15 protein-coding genes are annotated in these 18,838 nt (G+C 61.7%); 10 read left to right on the top strand and 5 right to left on the bottom strand.

Going from position 1 to position 18,838, the window contains the following annotated elements:
* Positions 1 to 89: 89 nt before the first annotated feature.
* The 4 genes from rsmA to PQT43_RS16690 are packed head-to-tail and all read right to left on the bottom strand — an operon-like array spanning position 90 to position 6,007.
* Positions 90 to 902: a 16S rRNA (adenine(1518)-N(6)/adenine(1519)-N(6))-dimethyltransferase RsmA gene (rsmA, locus tag PQT43_RS16705; RefSeq protein ID WP_253083980.1), complete on the bottom strand. Its 813-nt coding sequence runs from the start codon at positions 900 to 902 to the stop codon at positions 90 to 92.
* The gene (gene pdxA / locus PQT43_RS16700) at positions 899 to 1,888 is read right to left on the bottom strand and encodes a 4-hydroxythreonine-4-phosphate dehydrogenase PdxA (RefSeq protein WP_253083979.1); all 990 of its coding nucleotides are present in this window, start codon (positions 1,886 to 1,888) and stop codon (positions 899 to 901) included. The genes rsmA and pdxA overlap by 4 nt, the downstream gene beginning before the upstream one ends.
* Positions 1,885 to 3,201: a peptidylprolyl isomerase SurA gene (gene surA / locus PQT43_RS16695; protein ID WP_146036396.1), complete on the bottom strand. Its 1,317-nt coding sequence runs from the start codon at positions 3,199 to 3,201 to the stop codon at positions 1,885 to 1,887. The genes pdxA and surA overlap by 4 nt, the downstream gene beginning before the upstream one ends.
* Positions 3,182 to 6,007, bottom strand: coding sequence for an LPS-assembly protein LptD (locus PQT43_RS16690; RefSeq protein WP_110594488.1), 2,826 nt, complete (start codon positions 6,005 to 6,007; stop codon positions 3,182 to 3,184). Before PQT43_RS16690 ends, surA begins: the two co-directional genes overlap by 20 nt.
* Before the next feature lie 130 nt (positions 6,008 to 6,137).
* On the opposite strand from PQT43_RS16690, the gene PQT43_RS16685 reads away from it, so the two are divergent.
* Genes PQT43_RS16685 through PQT43_RS16675 form a run of 3 tightly spaced genes read left to right on the top strand, consistent with a single transcriptional unit; the run spans position 6,138 to position 8,603 of the window.
* Positions 6,138 to 7,163, top strand: coding sequence for an aminoglycoside phosphotransferase family protein (locus tag PQT43_RS16685; protein ID WP_267269001.1), 1,026 nt, complete (start codon positions 6,138 to 6,140; stop codon positions 7,161 to 7,163).
* Positions 7,160 to 7,834: an N-acetylmuramate alpha-1-phosphate uridylyltransferase MurU gene (murU, locus tag PQT43_RS16680; protein ID WP_267269000.1), complete on the top strand. Its 675-nt coding sequence runs from the start codon at positions 7,160 to 7,162 to the stop codon at positions 7,832 to 7,834. The genes PQT43_RS16685 and murU overlap by 4 nt, the downstream gene beginning before the upstream one ends.
* Position 7,835: 1 nt before the next feature.
* Positions 7,836 to 8,603, top strand: a complete 768-nt coding sequence (locus PQT43_RS16675) for a TerB family tellurite resistance protein (protein WP_102881037.1) — start codon at positions 7,836 to 7,838, stop codon at positions 8,601 to 8,603.
* Positions 8,604 to 8,652: 49 nt separating this feature from the next.
* Here the strand turns inward: PQT43_RS16675 and PQT43_RS16670 are convergent, their stop codons facing one another.
* A complete protein-coding gene (locus PQT43_RS16670; protein WP_115581059.1) occupies positions 8,653 to 9,642 on the bottom strand; it encodes an alpha/beta hydrolase family protein in 990 nt (329 codons plus the stop codon).
* A 74-nt stretch (positions 9,643 to 9,716) separates the two neighbouring features.
* Between PQT43_RS16670 and PQT43_RS16665 the strand changes: the two genes are divergently transcribed.
* From PQT43_RS16665 to PQT43_RS16635, 7 genes are all read left to right on the top strand, one after another.
* A complete protein-coding gene (locus PQT43_RS16665; protein ID WP_253083975.1) occupies positions 9,717 to 12,116 on the top strand; it encodes a PAS domain-containing sensor histidine kinase in 2,400 nt (799 codons plus the stop codon).
* A gap of 13 nt (positions 12,117 to 12,129) precedes the next feature.
* Positions 12,130 to 12,759, top strand: a complete 630-nt coding sequence (locus tag PQT43_RS16660) for a response regulator (RefSeq protein WP_102861913.1) — start codon at positions 12,130 to 12,132, stop codon at positions 12,757 to 12,759.
* 261 nt (positions 12,760 to 13,020) lie between these two features.
* Positions 13,021 to 14,145, top strand: a complete 1,125-nt coding sequence (locus tag PQT43_RS16655) for an ABC transporter ATP-binding protein (RefSeq protein ID WP_102861912.1) — start codon at positions 13,021 to 13,023, stop codon at positions 14,143 to 14,145.
* Between the two features lie 43 nt (positions 14,146 to 14,188).
* Positions 14,189 to 15,250, top strand: a complete 1,062-nt coding sequence (locus PQT43_RS16650) for an ABC transporter substrate-binding protein (RefSeq protein WP_102881034.1) — start codon at positions 14,189 to 14,191, stop codon at positions 15,248 to 15,250.
* A gap of 143 nt (positions 15,251 to 15,393) precedes the next feature.
* On the top strand, positions 15,394 to 16,641 hold the full coding sequence (locus PQT43_RS16645) for an ABC transporter permease (protein WP_102861910.1): 1,248 nt from the start codon (positions 15,394 to 15,396) through the stop codon (positions 16,639 to 16,641).
* A gap of 13 nt (positions 16,642 to 16,654) precedes the next feature.
* Positions 16,655 to 17,479, top strand: a complete 825-nt coding sequence (locus PQT43_RS16640; RefSeq protein WP_102861909.1) for an ABC transporter permease — start codon at positions 16,655 to 16,657, stop codon at positions 17,477 to 17,479.
* A 141-nt stretch (positions 17,480 to 17,620) separates the two neighbouring features.
* Positions 17,621 to 18,769, top strand: coding sequence for an iron-containing alcohol dehydrogenase (locus PQT43_RS16635; protein ID WP_110594494.1), 1,149 nt, complete (start codon positions 17,621 to 17,623; stop codon positions 18,767 to 18,769).
* The last annotated feature ends 69 nt before the right edge of the window (positions 18,770 to 18,838 follow it).

The following is an 18,838-nucleotide window of genomic DNA, read 5'->3' as shown; positions in this document are numbered from 1 at the left end:
AGCTGATGGAGGTCAGTCTAGGTCAAGTATCGGGTAGTAAACCAGACATCCTGTCCGGCGTCCTACCCGATCTCGGGCAAGGGCGTTTCTCAGTCGTTGGCAGGCTTGGGCTGGTCGGCCAATTGATCGGCTAGGCGTACAAAGGCGGCCAGATCCAGTTGCTCGGGGCGCAGGCTGCCATCGACACCGGCGGCTTCGATCTCGGCGCTGTTGAGGAGGGCCTTGAGGGTATTGCGCAGTGTCTTGCGGCGCTGGTTGAAGGCTTCGCGGACGATGCGCTCCAGCAGGCGATGATCCTTGGCTGGATGTGGCAGCACCGCGTGAGGTACCAGGCGCACTATGGCCGAATCAACCTTTGGTGGAGGATTGAATGCGCCGGGGCCTACGTTGAACAGATGTTCCACTCGGCAGTGATACTGAACCATGATCGACAGGCGACCCCAGTCACCTCCACCAGGGCCGGCGGCCAGGCGCTCGACCACTTCCTTTTGCAGCATGAAGTGCATGTCGCGGATCAGCCCGGCGTTCTGCAGCAGGTGGAAGATCAGCGGGGTGGAGATGTTGTAGGGCAGGTTGCCGACCACCCGCAGGCTGCTTGGTGCGGCGCCCAGCGTATTGAAGTCGAACTTCAGGGCATCGCCCTGGTGCAGGTTGAAGTTGCTCTTGCCGGCGAACTGCTGGTTGAGGATCGGGATCAGATCCTTGTCCAGCTCCACCACGTCCAACTGGGCTCCGCTGCTCAGCAGGCCTTCGGTCAGGGCGCCTTGGCCCGGGCCGATTTCCAGCATGCGGTCTTCGGGTTTGGCGTGGATAGCCCGCAGGATACGGTCGATAACGCCGGCGTCATGCAGGAAGTTCTGGCCGAAGCGCTTGCGCGCCCGGTGTTGGTATTGCTCGCTCATAAACGGTTCTCGGCCATCTGGTAGGCGGTTTCCAGGGCGACCTGCAGGCTGCCGGTGTCGATCTTGCCGCTACCGGCCAGATCCAGGGCGGTGCCGTGGTCGACGGAGGTGCGGATGATCGGCAGGCCGAGCGTCACATTGACGGCCGCGCCGAAGCCTTTGTATTTCAGCACGGGCAAGCCTTGGTCGTGGTACATCGCCAGCACTGCGTCGCAGTGCTCCAGATATTTGGGGGTAAACAGAGTGTCGGCAGGCAGTGGGCCGCGCAGGTCCATGCCTTCGGTGCGCAGACGCTCTAGGGTAGGTTCGATGATGTCGATCTCTTCGCGGCCCAGATGCCCGCCTTCGCCTGCGTGAGGGTTGAGTCCGCAAACCAGGATCCGTGGTTGGGCAATACCGAACTTGTGTTGCAGGTCGGCATGCAGGATTCGAGTGACTCGCTCCAGGCGTTCTGCGGTGATGGCATCGGCAATCTCCCGCAAGGGCAGGTGGGTGGTCACCAGTGCCACGCGCAGGCCGCGGGTGGCCAGCATCATCACCACCTGTTCGGTGTGGGTCAGGTCCGCAAGAAATTCGGTATGCCCGGAAAAGACGATCCCGGAATCGTTGATCACGCCCTTGTGCACAGGAGCAGTGATCATGCCGGCGAAGTGCCCATCCAGGCAGCCCTGGCCGGCGCGGGTCAGGGTTTCCAGGACGAAGGCTGCATTGGCCTGGTCCAGCTGGCCGCTGACCACCGGCTTGGCCAGAGGCGTGTCCCAGACATACAGGCTGTCTGCGGGGGCGGGTTCAGTCGGCAGTTGTTCCAGAGTCACCGGCACCAGATTGACTGCCACACCCAACTGCGCAGCCCGCTCAAGGAGCAGGTCGCGGCTGGTGATGGCAATCAGGGGGTATGGCTGGGGTTGCGAGGCGAGCAGCAGGCACAGGTCAGGACCTATACCCGCCGGTTCGCCGGGTGTCAGAGCGAAACGTCTGGGTTTCACTGGGCCGCCTGTTCAGCGCCAGGCAGTTTGATCTCGACGTAGGCCTCATCACGGATCTGCCGCAACCAGGTCTGCAGCTCTTCGTCGTACTTGCGGTTACGCAGGACGGTCATGGCTTGTTGCTCGCGGGCCTGGCTGGTGCTGTCGGTGGCGCGACGGCCAAGGACTTCCAGTACGTGCCAGCCATAAGGGCTCTTGAACGGCTTGGACAGTTGACCTTGTGGGGTCTTGGCCATCACTTCGCGGAACTCAGGCACCAGGGCGTTCGGGTCGATCCAGTTGAGGTCGCCGCCGTTGAGCGCCGAACCTGGGTCTTCCGAGTAGCTTTTCGCCAGTTCGGCAAAGTCTTCGCCGGCTTCAATGCGGTCGTAGAGTTTTTGCGCCAGGCGCTTGGTCTCTTCTTCGCTGCGAATCTCGCTTGGCTTGATCAGGATGTGGCGTACATGCACTTCATCACGCACCTGATTGCCGCCACCGCGCTTGTCCAGCAGCTTGAGAATGATAAAGCCGCCTGGGGTGCGCGCTGGTTGGGTGATATCGCCCACGGCCATTGCACTCAGTTCACGGTCGAACGGAGGAGGCAATTGAGCAGCTTTACGCCAGCCCATGTCGCCGCCTTCCAGGGCGTTGTCGCTGCCGGAGCGGGCAATCGCCAATTGCGCGAAGTCCGCACCTTGCTTGAGTTGCTGGTACACGTCCATGGCCTGGCGGGCGGCACTCTGAATCGCTTCGGAGTTGGCGCTTTCCGGGGTCGGGATCAGGATATTGGCCAGGTGCAGTTCTTCGGAGAGCTGCATCTTGCCCAGGTCCGAGGCCAGGAAGTTCTTCACTTCCTGTTCCGACACCTGAATACGCTCGGCCACCCGGCGCTGACGCACGCGGCTGATGATCATTTCACGGCGCACCTGGTCACGAGCGTCTTCATAAGACAGGCCGTCGCGGGCCAGAGCGGCACGGAACTGCTCGATGCTCATGCTGTTGCGCTGGGCAATGGTGCCGATGGCCTGGTTCAGTTCTTCATCGGTGATGCGGATGCCGGAACGTTCGCCAATCTGCAGTTGCAGGTTTTCAACGATCAGACGCTCCAGAACCTGCTGTTCCAGGACGCTGGTAGGCGGCACACCACCGCCACGCTTGGCGATGGTTTGCTGAACTTCGTTAACCCGCTGGTCCAACTGGCTCTGCATGACCACGTCGTTGTCGACGATGGCCACAACCTTGTCGATGGACTGCACTGCGGCGCTGGCCGCAGTGCTCAGGAACAGCGCGCCCAACATCAGCGGGCGCAGACAATCAGAAAGCTTGGTCTTCACGTTCACGATAACCTTGGATGCCTTTGTCGAGGAAGCTCTCTACTTTGGTGCCCATGACGCCACCGAGACCCTTCAGAACAATTTGGAGGAAGATGCCGCGGTCGCCTTTCTCGTTCTCCGGAGCGTTCTGACTGAACTCGTCATACTTGACCCAGTAACGGCTGATCAGGCGCAGTTTCCAGCAGCAGTTGTCGTATTCGAAACCACCGAAGGCCTCGAGCGTGCGGTTACGGTTGTAGTCGTACTGCCAGCGGCTGATGGCGTTCCATTGCGGCACGATCGGCCAGATCACCGAGAAATCATGCTGCTGGATCTTGTAGTAGTCCTTCACGTAGCCAGGCGTGCCTGGAGTGCCGTAGTCGCCGCCCATTTTCCAGGTACCGCTGTTCTGGTCGTAGCGGATCTGGTCGTTGCGATAGCGATAGCCGGCGTTGACCACCTTGTTCGGGTTGTCTTCAGGCTGGTAGTGGAACATCGCACTGCCGGAGCGTGCGGTGTGGCTGTCCGGGTCCCAGTTGTACTCTGCGTTGGCGCGCCAGTCGCGGTTGAAACGGTATTCGTATTCAAGGGCGTAAGGCGAGACGTTGGACGTCGCATCGTCGCGAGTGCGGTAGTCGATACCCGGCAATTGGACGGTGCGATCCTTGAAGTACAGGGCCTGGCCAACGCTGACGCGCTGACGCTGGAAGCCGTTGTCTTCGATCCAGCGGCTGGTCACGCCCAGAGACAGCTTATTCTCGTCGCCGACACGGTCGGAGCCGGAGAAACGGTTGTCACGGAACAGCGAGGCGTAGTTAAAGGTAGGTTCGCCGGTATCGAATACCGGAATGTCCTTCTGGTCTTCCTCGGGTACATAGAGGTAGAACGCACGCGGCTCCAGGGTCTGGCGGTAGTTCTTGCCGAACCATTGAGTGTCACGGTCGAAGTACAGGCCGCCGTCGACGCTGGCGATTGGGACGCCGCGGTTTTGTGAGCTCTTGTACGACTCACCCAAGGCAGCAGCTCTATTCCTGTTGGTGACCAAGTCGTCTTTGCCTCGGCCATCCAGATCAAGATTGTACTGGGTGTACATATACTTCAGGGATGGAGTCAGATAGCCATAACTCCAGTTCAGCGGCAGGCTGACACCAGGTTTGAGGTTCAGGCGATCACCATTGGCGCGGGCCAGGCCCGCTACGTTGGTGTCCAGACGCGGATTGCCTACCAGCCCGGTGATAGGGTCAATCGGTCCGCCATCTTTATCTGTGTAGTTGCCCTTCAGTAGATCCCGCTCAAACCGAACCAGCTCGGTTTCATAGGTGAAATCCAGACCTTGCGGATGGTACGGCAGGGCACCGTTGAAGGTGATCTGCGGCAGCTTGTTGTACGGAGTGATATTGGACACGCTTGCCAGCTCATACGCCTGCACGTTAAGACGTGCGGTGTAGTCGTCACCACGGTAGGTCACGGCGCCTTGCTGGTTGACGTAGTCGGTGGACTTCACGCCAATCTGATCGGTTTCCAGGTCCTGGAAGTAATACGGATCGCTGATTTTGGTGTAGTCGACCTCGGTCATCACCCGCGAATCAAACCCGCCCTTGTGCTGCCAGTTGAGCATGTAGCGGGTTTTTTCGTAGTCGGTCTGCTTCTTGCGATCAGTGTCGTCGTCGTTGAGGTAGGCGGCGCCGAACTGACCTTCGCTGCTCTTGGTCAGGTAGCGGAACTCGCCTTCCATCAACAGGCCGCGCTTGGACATGTAGCGCGGGTACAACGTGGCATCGTAGTTCGGTGCCAGGTTGAAGTAGTAGGGCGTGACCAGCATGAAGCCGGTATCGCCGCCTGTGCCGATGCTCGGCGGCAGGAAGCCGGACTGACGACGGTCGTCGATCGGGAAATAGATATACGGGGTGTAGAGCACCGGAATGTCTTTGACCCGCAAGGTCACGTTGGTCGCGGTACCGAAGCCGGTGGCCGGGTTCAAGGTGATGTTGTTGCCCTTGAGCTGCCAGGCGTTGCTGTTCGGTTCGCACGTGGTGTACGTACCATCCTTGAGGCGGATGATGGCGTTTTCCGCACGTTTGGCATACAGCGCACTGCCGCGAACCCGCGACTTGTGCATCACGTATTCGGCGTTGTCGACCTTGGCTTCGCCAGTGTCGAGTTGCACGTCGGCGTGGTCGCCGACCATCAGCGTGCCGTTATCGCGGATGCGTACGTTGCCGCTGAGCTCGCCACGGTTCTCGGCCTGATACAGGTTGGCCTCGTCGGCTTCGACCTGCATGCTGCCCTGGCGCATGACCACGTCACCGGCCAGGGTCGCCACCTGTTCTTCCTGCTGATAACGCGAGGCCTTGGCACCGATAAAGGTGGGGGCATCACTTTTATTCGTCTTGTCATTCATGCCAGGACGAATTGGTTCGATATAGGAACCAGAGCAGTAAGGACCGGTTTCGGCCAATTGAGCGGCGGTGAGCTTCTCGCGCGGTACCCAGTCGAGGTGGCTGTAGTCCGCGCTGCGGGACTTCAGACCCCGGCCTTTGGCCTCGGTGACCAGCACTGGCTTGTCGCCGGTCGCTTGTTCTGCGGTGCCACTGTCGGTTGCGGTGGCGCCGTTGGAACTGACCGAGCTGGCATCGTGAATCGGCCGTGGAGGCAGTGGGGCTGCACTTGCTTTCGGCGCACAGGCCCAGCCACCCGAAGCAGAGACTGAGCAGTCATACTGTTCCGCGGCGACCACGAAGGAAGTGGCTAGAGGTTGCAGGGCCAGCAAACCGCCGGTAACCAGCAACGGAAATTTTTTACGAAACGCGGGGGATTTCAATGCCATCTTATTAGTCCGGGCTTCCTGCGTGCCATCTGCCCGCGGTGTGGGCCGCACGCCTCTCGATGGTCTGAAAAAGATGCTGGATAATAAAGCATGACCCGCTTGACGGCTAGCGCCGTCGGAGACCCTTGTAATGCCTGACCAAGATGTACGCTTGCAACACCTGAAAGTTTGGCTCGATGAGCAGTTGGCGATTGTTTATGCAGCACAAGGCTGGGGTGAAGTACCCCCGGCGACATTGACCGCGGCCAGTAGCGACGCGAGTTTCCGCCGTTATTTCCGTTGGCAGGGTGCAGGCCGCAGCTTTGTGGTCATGGATGCTCCGCCCCCCCAGGAAAACTGCAAACCCTTCGTGGATATCGCCCAGTTGCTGGCGACTTCCGGCATCAATGTGCCGAAAATTTATGCCCAAGACTTGGTTCGGGGCTTTTTATTGCTCAACGACCTGGGCAACAAGACCTACCTCGACGTGATCGACGAAAGCAATGCCGATGCACTTTTCGAGGATGCACTGCAGGCCCTGCTGGCGTTTCAACAGTTGCCTATGGATGCGCCACTGCCCAGCTACGATGTCGCTCTGCTGCGCCGTGAACTGGAGCTGTTTCCTGAGTGGTACGTCGGACGTGAACTGGGTGTCACGCTCAGCGCGCAGCAGCGCGAACAGTGGCAGCGGGTCAGTGACCTGCTGATCGAGAGCGCCCTGGCGCAGCCCAAGGTGCTGGTGCATCGCGACTATATGCCACGCAACCTGATGCTCAGCGAGCCGAATCCTGGGGTGCTGGACTTTCAGGATGCGGTCTACGGCCCAGTGACCTACGACGTGACCTGCCTGTTCAAGGATGCCTTCCTCAGTTGGCCGCAGCCCCGTGTGCGTGGCTGGCTGGAGGGCTATTGGCACCAGGCCCGAGCGCTGGGGATCCCGGTCCAGGAAGACTTCGAGGAGTTCCTCCGGGCCAGTGACCTGATGGGCGTACAGCGTCACCTCAAGGTGATCGGTATCTTCTCGCGGATATGCCACCGCGACGGCAAGCCTCGTTACCTGGCCGACGTGCCACGATTCTTTGCCTATATAGAAGCAGTGCTGGCCCGTCGTCCCGAATTGGCCGAGCTTTCGCAACTGCTGCTCAGCCTGCGCCAGCCAGCGGGAGCCGATGCATGAAGGCAATGATTCTGGCCGCCGGCAAGGGCGAGCGCATGCGCCCCCTGACCCTGACCACCCCCAAGCCGCTGTTGCCTGTAGCCGGCATGCCCCTGATCGAATACCACCTGGTGGCGCTGGCCAAGGCGGGCTTTTGCGACATCGTGATCAACCATGCCTGGCTTGGTCAGCAGATTGAGGAAGCCCTTGGCGACGGTCAACGCTGGGGCCTGAACATTCAGTACTCGGCGGAAAGCGAGCCTCTGGAAACCGCCGGCGGTATTTTCAAAGCCTTGCCCTTGTTGGGGGATGAGCCGTTTCTGGTGGTCAATGGTGATATCTGGACCGACTACGACTTCGCCTCCTTGCGTCGGCCCCTGGCTGGACTGGCTCACTTGGTGATGGTGGATAACCCGGCGCACCATCCCAGTGGTGGCGATTTCTGCCTGCAGGACGGGATGTTGCACGATGCCCGACCCGGAGCTGCAGCCCTGACCTTTAGTGGGATTTCGGTTCTGCATCCGAATTTGTTCCAGCACTGTGTCCCGGGCCCCTGCAAACTGGCGCCGCTGTTGCGCGAGGCCATGGCCCGTGGACAGGTCAGCGGCGAGCATATGCAGGGACAATGGATCGACGTGGGTACGGTCGAGCGTCTGGCGCAGGTCGAAGCCCTGCTGCAAGCGAGGCGCTGATATGTGGTGGCCAGGGACTCTGATCGGAGCCGGAGCGGGTTTTGCAATTGCCAGCATTCCGGGGGCCATGCTTGGTGCGTTGTTGGGGCAGGCTCTGGACCGACGTCTGCAACTGCATAGCTGGGCGCATGTACGTGAGCGTCTGGGCGGTCGCCCGGCGTTGCGCAACGATGAACTGCTGTTCGTGTTGCTGGGACGCTTGGCTAAAAGTGATGGCCGGGTGGTGGATGGGCATATCCAGCAGGCGCGCCAGGAGATGCGTTCGCTGGACATGAACGATTCAGCCCAGCGCCGTGCCATTGCAGCCTTCAATCGAGGCAAGTCGGGCAATGACCGTCTGCGCGGTTATCTGCGGCGCCTGAGTGCCCAGCCCCATGCCGCGGAGGGTGTGTTGCGTGCCTGCTGGCGGATGGTTTGGGCCGATGGCCGGGTGGGGCCGGCGGAGCGTGAACTGATCCAGCTCTGGGGCAAATGGCTGGGCTGGACCACGGAACAGATCCAGGCGCTGGCGCAGGAGTATGGCCCGGCGCGCAGGTCGTTGGCCGAGGGAGCCCTGACCTATCAGGAGGCGTTGCGCCTGTTGGGGGTTGCCGCCACTGCTGAACCGGCGCAGATCAAGCGCGCCTATCGCCGCCTGCTTAGTCGTCATCACCCGGACAAGATCGCCGGTAGCGGCGCCAGTGCAGCCCAGGTGCGGGAGGCGACGGAAACGACCCGTGAATTGCACAGCGCCTATGCCCTGATACGCGAGCGCCGGGATTTCCGCTGAGGCGTGGCCGGGCCGCCATTGCCAGTCAGGCAGTGGCGGCTCGAGCTCTTCAACTGTCGGTGTTCTGCGGGTTCAACCAGCCACGTACCCGGCGGAACAGCTGCTCTTGCTGGGCGGCATGATTGCCGGGCAGGGCTTTGAGGGCGATCTGGCTGAAGTTTGAATGCTTCAGGCGCTTGCTGGCTTGCAGTCGTTCCAGTGCCGCTTTCTGCGCAGCGCTTTTGTCGACATAGTAGAAATCTGCGGTTGCCAGCTTCAGGGTCGGTGTCAACTCTGCCAGTTGTGGCTTGCCATTGGCAGGTGTCTGGGCAGCTACCATCACCAGCTTCTGTACCTGGGAGGGCTGTTTTTCGCTCAGGTAGCGTGCGGCCCAGTAGGCGCCAGTGCCGTGGCCCAGGAGCACGATGCTGCGGGCATTCTGCTGTTCGGCGAAGGCCAGGGCTGCATCGATCCGGGTGAAGATGCGCTCGGCATCGGCCTTGACCTGTTCTTCGGTGCTTTCTGCGACGGCGCGGTCCGCCACGTCGGCTTCGCCACCGGCGGCTTGTTCGATGGGCTTGGCCTCGGCGCTGGCGTCCTTGGCGGTGTTGCTGGTGTCCGCTGGCGGCGGCGCGGCCTCGACGATCCGCGGTTGTGCCGCTTCGCTGAGCATGTCCGGCAGGGTCAGGCTCAGGCTGCCCCAGTCAGTGTCCGGCAGTTTATTGCGCAGAGGGGCCACGGCTTGGGGCCAGTCGGCGCTTTCGCCGGCTCCCGGGAGGATAATCACCACGCCCTTGGGTTCGCTGGTGTTGGCCGGTTTCCACAGGGCCAGGAAGGTGTCGCCACCGGCTTGCAACTGCTGTTGCTCCTGGGCAGGCAACTGACGCTCTAGGGCGCTGGCATCTTCCTGGCTGCGTTCAGGCAGGGTTTGGCGTTGCGCCGGTTGTTCCTCGGGGCTCTTGGTTTCCGGGGCCGGGTCGGCGGCTTCCACAGAAAAGGTCCAAGGCAGGATCAGCGACAGGCACAATGCAGGCAGTGCCGAGCGGTGGACAAGGGGCATCGGATATTCCAGGCCAGAAGTAATTCCGGCAGCCTAATGGGTTGGTCAGTATTTGTCAGGGTGTGAGACTTCAGATGATGCGTTTTCGCTGCCTTCTGCTTATCGGCTGTCTGTGCCTTCCCTTGATAGGCGGGGCGGCACCGACGCCCCATGTGCCCACAGCACCCTTGAGCCACGAGCAGCGTCAATGGCTTGAACAACACCCGGAGTTGCGGGTGGGGCTGGTACTGCAGGCACCGTTCGCCCAATACGACCGGCGTCTGCAGCGCCTGTCCGGGGCTAACGTCGAACTGATGCAGACCTTGGCCCAGGCGCTGAAGATTGAACTCAGCTGGCGCAACTTTCCCGATCAGGCACAGCTGGAAAGAGCCCTGCGCGACGGCGAAGTGGACATGGCCCCCGGCCTGACCCAGACCCCCGCGGGCCTGAGGCTGTGGCTGTTCAGTGACCCTTATATGCGTGTGCCACAGCTGGTGGTGGGTGAGCGCAAGGGCGCGGGGGCCGTGGAACTGGAGAAGCTCGACAGCCAGGCCCGAGTCGCGGTGCGCATGCCCAGCGCGGTGGCCGATTACCTGCGCCTGACCTACCCCAACCTGAATCTGCAAGGGGTTCCCCTGGAGCGCCAGGCCCTGCAACTGCTGCTGAGCCAGCAAGCCCGTTATGCGGTTGTGGATGAAGCCCAGCTCAGTCGCCTGTCAGCGGAGGCAGAGTTTTCCGGGTTGGCGGTGGTGGGGGATATCGGCCTGCCGCAGCTGTTACGGGTAGCGACCCGTCGCGACTGGCCGGAGCTGGCCAGTATCGTAGAGGCCGGCTTGCACGCGATTCCGGCCAAGGAGCTGGAGCAATTGCACAGTCGTTGGCTGCAGCCCAAGTACCCGCGCCTGGGAGAATCCCCCGGCGTCTGGCAGAACCTCAGCCTACTGTTGATGATCCTGTTGCTGGCCAGCTTGGCGACTGTCTTCTGGCAGCGTCGTCAGCAACGCAGTCTGGAGCAGAGGTTGCTGGCGGCACGTGAGGATATCGCCCTGCGCGCCGCCAGCGAAGAAGCCCTGCGCCTGACCCAGTTTTCCATTGATCAAAGCACTGTGGGCATTCTCTGGGTCAACTGGGACAGTCATGTGCGTTATGCCAATCGGGCCGCTGAAGAGATGCTCGGTTATCCGGCGGGCGGAGTGATCGACCGCCCGCTGATCGATTTCGAACCCAACCTGCACATGGATCGCTGGCTCAACCTGTGGAAGCGTGCCCGGGCCAGTGAGGAGGGCGCGCAGAGTTTCGAGACCCAGTGCGTGCGTGCTGACGGCAGCATCCTGCCGGCGGACGTGTCCTTGAGCTTCCTGCGTTTTCGCGACAGCGAATACCTGGTGGTCTACCTCAATGACGTCACCGAGCGCCGTCGTGCGCTGGCGGCGCTGCGGGAAAGCGAGGCGCGCCTACAGGGGATCGCCGCCAACGTCCCGGGCCTGGTGTTCCGCCTGGAGCGAGCGCCGGTCACCGGGCAGATCGATTTCGCCTATATCAGTGAAGGCAGCGAAACCCTGGTGGGCTACTCGCCGGCGACGCTGGCCCACCGTGACACCGGCCTGCGCAGCCTGGTGCACCCGGACGACAAGGCCAGTTATCACCAGACCCAGGATCAGGCCCTGGACACCGATAGCGACTGGTCCTGGCAAGGTCGCATCCTGACCCGCCAGGGCCAGCAGCGCTGGGCCGAGATCAAGGCCATCACCCGCCGCCTGGATGACGGCGCTTTTGTCTGGGACGGCATTGTCTGGGACATCAGCGAAAGCAAGCGTATCGAGTTGGAGCTGGCCAGCTCCCGTGAGCAATTGCGGGAATTGTCGGCACACCTGGAAAGCGTGCGCGAAGAAGAAAAGGCCCGTATTGCCCGGGAAGTCCATGACGAGCTGGGGCAGATGCTCACTGTGCTCAAGCTGGAAACCTCCATGTGCGAACTGGCCTATGCCCAACTCGACCCGGGGCTGCACGAACGACTCAACAGCATGAAGCGCCTGATTGCCCAACTGTTCCAACTGGTGCGCGACGTGGCCACGGCCCTGCGGCCGCCGATCCTCGATGCGGGCATCGCGTCGGCCATCGAATGGCAGGCCCGGCGGTTCGAAGCACGCACACAGATTCCTTGCCTGGTTCAAGTGCCGGATAACCTGCCGCGCCTGAGTGACGCCAAGGCCGTCGGCCTGTTTCGTATCCTCCAGGAGGCCCTGACCAATGTCATGCGCCATGCCCAGGCGCATACTGTGGAACTGACCCTGACCCTGGAAGAGGGCGAGTTGTGCATGACCATCAGCGATGACGGCCTTGGTTTCGATACCGCCTCGGCACGCCCGACGTCCTTTGGCCTGGTGGGCATGCGCGAGCGGGTGCTGATCATGGGTGGCAGCCTGTCGCTGCACAGTGAACAGGGAGAGGGCACCCTCCTGAGTGTCCGGGTGCCCCTGGACCGAGAACAATAACGAGGAGACGCGCGTGATCCGTGTACTGGTAGCCGAAGACCACACCATTGTCCGCGAAGGCATCAAGCAGCTGATCGGCCTGGCCAAGGACCTGCTGGTGGTGGGCGAGGCGAGCAACGGTGAACAGCTGTTGGAAACCCTGCGCCAGGTGCCCTGTGAAGTGGTGCTGCTGGATATCTCCATGCCCGGGGTAAACGGCCTGGAAGCCATTCCACGGATTCGGGCCCTGAACAATCCCCCGGCGATCCTGGTGCTGTCGATGCATGACGAGGCGCAGATGGCGGCGCGTGCGCTGAAGATCGGCGCTGCCGGCTACGCCACCAAGGACAGCGATCCGTCGCTGTTGCTGACGGCCATCCGCAAGGTGGCGTCCGGTGGGCGTTACATCGACCCGGACCTGGCGGACCGTATGGTCTTCGAGGTCGGCCTGACCGATGCCCGGCCCTTGCATTCGCTGCTTTCCGAACGCGAGTTCTCGGTCTTCGAACGCCTGGCCCAGGGTGCCAACGTCAATGACATTGCTCAGCAACTGGCCCTGAGCAGCAAGACCATCAGCACCCACAAGGCGCGGCTGATGCAGAAGCTCAATATCACCTCCCTGGCGGAACTGGTGAAATACGCCATGGAGCACAAGCTGCTCTGACGTCATCTGCAGTGCTCTCTCCACCTCCCGGGGAGGGCACTTATCCATTTACGACATCCCCGCTTTCGGCCTTCTGCCGTTTCTTGCTGCTTGTAGCTTGCCGCTGGCCTCTGCCCTTATCCAATCCCGCCATCCTTGTAGGGCAATCCCTACACGCAACCTTCCAGGCGGCTGAGGCGAATCTCTCCTGCGCCCCGATTTGCGCGGCCTGCGGCCTCCACTAGGCTTGTTCCACAGCCGTCTAAAACAAAAGGTGTGGGTATGAGCGAGGTTGATTCAAGCGCTGGGGCCAACGATGTTCTGGTCAGCTTTCGTGGTGTGCAGAAAAGCTACGACGGTGAAAACCTGATCGTCAAAGACCTCAACCTGGATATTCGCAAAGGCGAGTTCCTCACCCTGCTGGGGCCGTCCGGGTCCGGCAAGACCACCAGCCTGATGATGCTGGCCGGTTTCGAGACCCCAACCGCCGGTGAGATCCAGCTGGCCGGGCGCTCCATCAACAATGTACCGCCGCACAAGCGCGACATCGGCATGGTGTTCCAGAACTACGCCCTGTTTCCGCACATGACCGTGGCCGAGAACCTGGGCTTTCCGCTGTCGGTGCGCGGCCTCAGCAAGACCGACATCAGTGAACGGGTCAAACGGGTGCTGAGCATGGTTCAGCTCGATGCCTTCGCCCAGCGTTATCCGGCGCAATTGTCCGGTGGCCAGCAGCAGCGTGTGGCCCTGGCCCGTGCCCTGGTGTTCGAGCCGCAGTTGGTGCTGATGGACGAACCCCTCGGGGCTCTGGACAAGCAACTGCGTGAACACATGCAGATGGAAATCAAGCATCTGCACCAGCGCCTGGGTGTGACCGTGGTCTATGTGACTCACGACCAGGGCGAGGCCCTGACCATGTCCGATCGGGTGGCGGTGTTCCATCAGGGCGAAATCCAGCAGATTGCCCCGCCGCGCACCCTTTACGAAGAGCCCAAGAACACCTTCGTCGCCAACTTCATTGGCGAGAACAACCGTCTCAACGGTCGGCTCCACAGCCATACCGGCGAGCGTTGCGTGGTGGAGCTGGGGCGTGGCGAAAAAGTCGAGGCGCTGGCGGTGAACGTCGGCCAGGTCGGCGGCCCGGTGACCCTTTCCATCCGTCCGGAGCGCGTGAGTCTTAACGGCTCCAGCGAACGCTGCGTCAACCGCTTCTCCGGGAGGGTGGCGGAATTCATCTATCTGGGCGACCACGTCCGGGTGCGCCTGGAAGTCTGCGGCAAGAGCGACTTCTTCGTGAAACAACCGATTGCCGAGCTCGATCCTGCGCTGGCGGTGGGCGACGTGGTGCCGCTTGGCTGGCAAGTCGAGCACGTTCGCGCGCTTGACCCGCTTCTAGAGGCGAATTGATCGCCCCCCTGCAACACCAACCTGCACGTGGAGAACACAATAAATGTTGAGATCCCTGAAATTCACCGCCCCCCTCAGCGCTATCGCTGTGGCACTGGGCATGCTGGGTGCGGCACACGCCATGGCGGCGGGTCCCGACCTGACCGTGGTGTCCTTTGGTGGGGCGAACAAGGCGGCTCAGGTCAAAGCCTTCTACGCGCCTTGGGAAGCCGCAGGCCATGGCAAGATCGTCGCTGGCGAGTACAACGGCGAGATGGCCAAGATCAAGGCCATGGTCGACACCAAGAGCGTGTCCTGGGACCTGGTAGAGGTCGAGTCCCCTGAATTGTCCCGCGGTTGCGACGAGGATATGTTCGAGCAACTGGACCCGGCCCTGTTCGGCAAGAGCGAAGACTACGTCAAGGGTGCCATCCAGCCTTGCGGCGTGGGCTTCTTCGTCTGGTCCACGGTGCTGGCCTACAACGCCGACAAACTCAAAGCACCACCAGGCAGCTGGGCCGATTTCTGGGACACCAAGCAGTTCCCGGGCAAGCGCGGTCTGCGCAAGGGCGCCAAGTACACCCTGGAGTTCGCCCTGATGGCCGACGGCGTCGCGCCCAAGGATGTCTATAAAGTCCTGGCTGGCAAGGACGGCCAGGATCGCGCCTTCAAGAAACTCGATGAGCTCAAGCCCTACATTCAGTGGTGGGAAGCCGGCGCCCAGCCGCCGCAGTACCTGGCTTCCGGCGACGTGGTCATGAGCTCGGCCTACAACGGCCGGATCGCCGCGGTGCAGAAGGAAAGCAACCTGAAAGTGGTGTGGAACGGCGGCATCTACGACTTCGATGCCTGGGCCATTCCCAAAGGCCTGGACAAGGATCGCGCAGAAGCCGCGAAGAAGTTCATCGCCTACTCGGTACAGCCGCAGCAGCAGAAAACCTATTCGGAAAACATTGCTTACGGCCCAGCCAACATCCAGGCCGTGCCGCTGCTGGCCAAGGACATTCTCAAGGACATGCCCACTACCCCGGAAAACATCGCCAACCAGGTGCAGATCGACGTCAGCTTCTGGGCTGACAACGGTGAGCAACTGGAGCAGCGCTTCAACGCCTGGGCAGCCAAGTAACCACCCCGCTGTTGTAGGAGCGAGCTTGCTCGCGAGGGTGTGATCGGCACCACCACCGGTGTCGCCTGATGCGCCTTGTTCGCGGGCAAACCCGCTCCTACCCCGGTGGTTTGTATTCGAAAGTTCGATTCGCGGAGTTTGTCATGACCATCACCGTTCCCTTGAACGCGGTCACCGGCCCGACCTTGAAGCAGCGGCTGGCCCGTGCCGAGCGGGTCAACCGCTGGAAGGCACAGGCCTTGATCGCGCCTCTGGTGCTGTTTCTGCTGCTGGTGTTCCTGGTACCGATTGTGGCGCTGCTGTACAAGAGCGTCGGCAACCCGGAAGTGGTCGGGGGCATGCCGCGCACTGTCGCGGCCGTGAGTGCCTGGGATGGTCGTGGCCTGCCCGCCGAAGCGGCCTACAAGGCCTTGAGCGAAGACCTGTTCGAAGCCCGCAAGAATCAAACCTTGGGCGATCTGTCCAAGCGCCTGAACATGGAGTTGGCCGGCTATCGCAGCCTGTTGACCAAGACCGCCCGTGCCTTGCCGTTCAAGGCCGAGCCCGAATCCTATAAAGAAGCCATGGAGAGTCTGGACGAGCGCTGGGGTGACCCGGCCTACTGGCAGGCGATCCGGCGCAACACCAGCAGCCTGACGCCCTATTATCTGCTGGCGGCGGTGGACCATCGCATCGATGACCTGGGAGAACTGGCCCCGGCCACCCCGGATCAGTCCATCTACCTGGACATCTTTGCCCGGACCTTCTGGATGGGCCTGGTGATCACCGCGATCTGCCTGGCGCTGGCCTATCCCCTGGCTTACCTGCTGGCCAACCTGCCGGCGCGTAAAAGCAATCTGCTGATGATCCTGGTGCTGCTGCCGTTCTGGACGTCGATCCTGGTGCGGGTAGCGGCGTGGATCGTGCTGCTGCAGTCCGGCGGCTTGATCAACAGTGCGCTGCTGGCCATGGGGGTGATCGATAAGCCGCTGGAGTTGGTGTTCAACCGCACCGGGGTCTACATCTCCATGGTGCATATCCTGCTGCCGTTCATGATCCTGCCGATCTACAGCGTGATGAAGGGCATCTCGCCCACTTACATGCGTGCAGCGATTTCCCTGGGCTGCCATCCATTCGCCAGCTTCTGGCGGGTGTATTTGCCGCAGACCTACGCCGGGGTCGGCGCCGGCTGTTTGCTGGTGTTCATCCTGGCCATCGGCTACTACATCACTCCAGCGCTGCTGGGCAGCCCGAACGACCAGATGGTCAGCTACTTCGTCGCCTTCTACACCAACACCAGTATCAACTGGGGCATGGCTACGGCCCTGGGCGGCCTGTTGTTGCTGGCGACCATCGTGCTCTATCTGATTTACAGCTGGCTGGTGGGCGCCAGTCGCCTGCGCCTGAGCTAAGGAGAGAATCGAAATGCTGAGCCCCTACATGTCGCCCGTTGAACGGGTCTGGTTCTACAGCTTGCGGATTCTCTGCGGCTTGATCCTGTTGTTCCTGGTATTGCCGGTGCTGGTGATCATCCCGCTGTCGTTCAACTCCGGGAGCTTTCTGGTGTATCCGCTGCAGGGCTTCTCGCTGCACTGGTACCAGGACTTCTTCGCTTCCGCCGAATGGATGCGAGCCCTGAAGAACAGCATCATTGTCGCCCCGGCCGCCACCTTGCTGGCGATGGTCTTCGGCACCCTGGCGGCGATCGGCCTGACCCGTGGCGATTTCCCCGGCAAGGCGCTGGTGATGGCCCTGGTGATTTCGCCGATGGTGGTGCCGGTGGTGATCATCGGCGTTGCCAGCTATCTGTTCTTTGCCCCGCTGGGCATGGGCAACAGTTTCTTCTCGCTGATCGTCGTGCATGCGGTGCTGGGGGTGCCCTTCGTGATCATCACCGTGTCGGCGACCCTGCAAGGCTTCAACCACAACCTGGTGCGGGCTGCAGCCAGCCTCGGCGCCTCGCCATTGACCACCTTTCGCCGGGTGACCTTGCCCCTGATCGCGCCTGGGGTCATCAGTGGTGCGCTATTCGCCTTCGCCACCTCGTTCGACGAAGTGGTGGTGACCCTGTTCCTGGCCGGCCCCGAGCAAGCGACGTTGCCACGGCAGATGTTCAGCGGTATCCGCGAAAACCTCAGCCCGACCATCGCCGCCGCCGCCACGCTGCTGATCGCCTTCTCGGTGATCCTGCTGCTGACTCTGGAATGGCTGCGTGGGCGCAGTGAGAAGTTGCGCACCGCCCAGGTGTGAGGTCCTTCGCCTTCCTGACGGGTGTTGCCAGGCGCGGCACCGGTCAGGGAGAGAAGGGAATTCGTCTGCTGAATAGGCGACAACCGACAATCCGCGACTACGCTTGTGCCGGCTCCTACCTTTATATAAGAGGCTGCGCACATGAGTATTTCCTCTTTCAAGATCGCCCATAAACTGCTCACCGGCAGCACCGCCATCGAACAGCTGGCCGCCGAGCTGACCCGACTGGATGTGGATAACCCGCTGATTGTCACCGATGTCGCGTTGCTCAAGTCGGGCACGGTGGAACTGGCGTTGGCACACCTGGGTGAGCGCAGTTATGAGATTTTCGACCGGGTGCAGCCCGACCCGGAGATCGCCATTGTCGAAGACTGCATGCAGGTCTACCGCGAGGGCGGGCATGACGGCCTGATCGGCCTTGGGGGCGGCAGCGCCATCGATATCGCCAAGAGTGTCGCGGCTTATGCGGGCTACCATGGCGCCCTGGAGGATCTGTTCGGCGTTGATCAGGTGCCGCGCAAGGGACCACCGTTGATCGCCATTCCCACTACGGCCGGCACTGGCTCGGAAGTGACCAACGTGGCCATTCTTTCGGACAAGGCGGCGCTGTTGAAGAAAGGCATTGTCAGTGATTACCTGCTGCCGGACGTGGCCCTGGTCAGTCCACAGATGACCTTGACCTGTCCCCGCAGCGTCACGGCCGCCAGTGGTGTCGATGCCCTGGTTCACGCTGTCGAGTCCTACCTGTCCCTCAACGCCTCATCCATCACCGACTCCCTGGCCATTGGTGCGATCAAACTGATTGTCAAGGCGTTGCCCAAGGCTTATGCCAATCCGGCCAACCTGCAAGCCAGGGAGGACATGGCCACCGCCAGCCTGATGGCCGGCATGGCCTTCGGTAATGCCGGGGTCGGGGCGGTGCATGCCCTGGCCTATCCGCTGGGTGGCCGTTTTCATGTGTCCCATGGCGTCGGTAATGCCTTGCTGCTGCCCTATGTCATGACCTGGAACAAGATGGCCTGCGTTGAGCGTATGCAGGATATCGCCGAAGCCATGGGGGTCCAGACGGCGCATTTGAGTGCCAGCGAGGCCGCTGATCGGGCCGTGGAGGCAATGACTGCGTTGTGCGCTGCGGTGGAAATCCCCAGCGGCTTGCGCAGCTTTGGCGTGCCGGAGGAGGCCATCCCCGCCATGGCGTTGGAGGCCGCGGGTATCGAGCGCCTGATGCGCAACAATCCGCGCAAACTGAGTCCTGCCGATATCGAGAAGATCTATCGCGCGGCTTACTGAAGAACGCGGTTACGGTGTGCGCTCCAAAGCATGAGGTATACAATGCGCGCCATCGTGATTCTGCTCAAA

This window comes from Pseudomonas sp. BLCC-B112 (genome assembly GCF_028550695.1).
GTDB classification, from domain to species: Bacteria; Pseudomonadota; Gammaproteobacteria; order Pseudomonadales; family Pseudomonadaceae; genus Aquipseudomonas; species Aquipseudomonas danubii.
The sequence above is the reverse complement of the archived record's forward strand: the minus strand, read 5'-3'. Positions and strand labels throughout refer to the sequence as shown.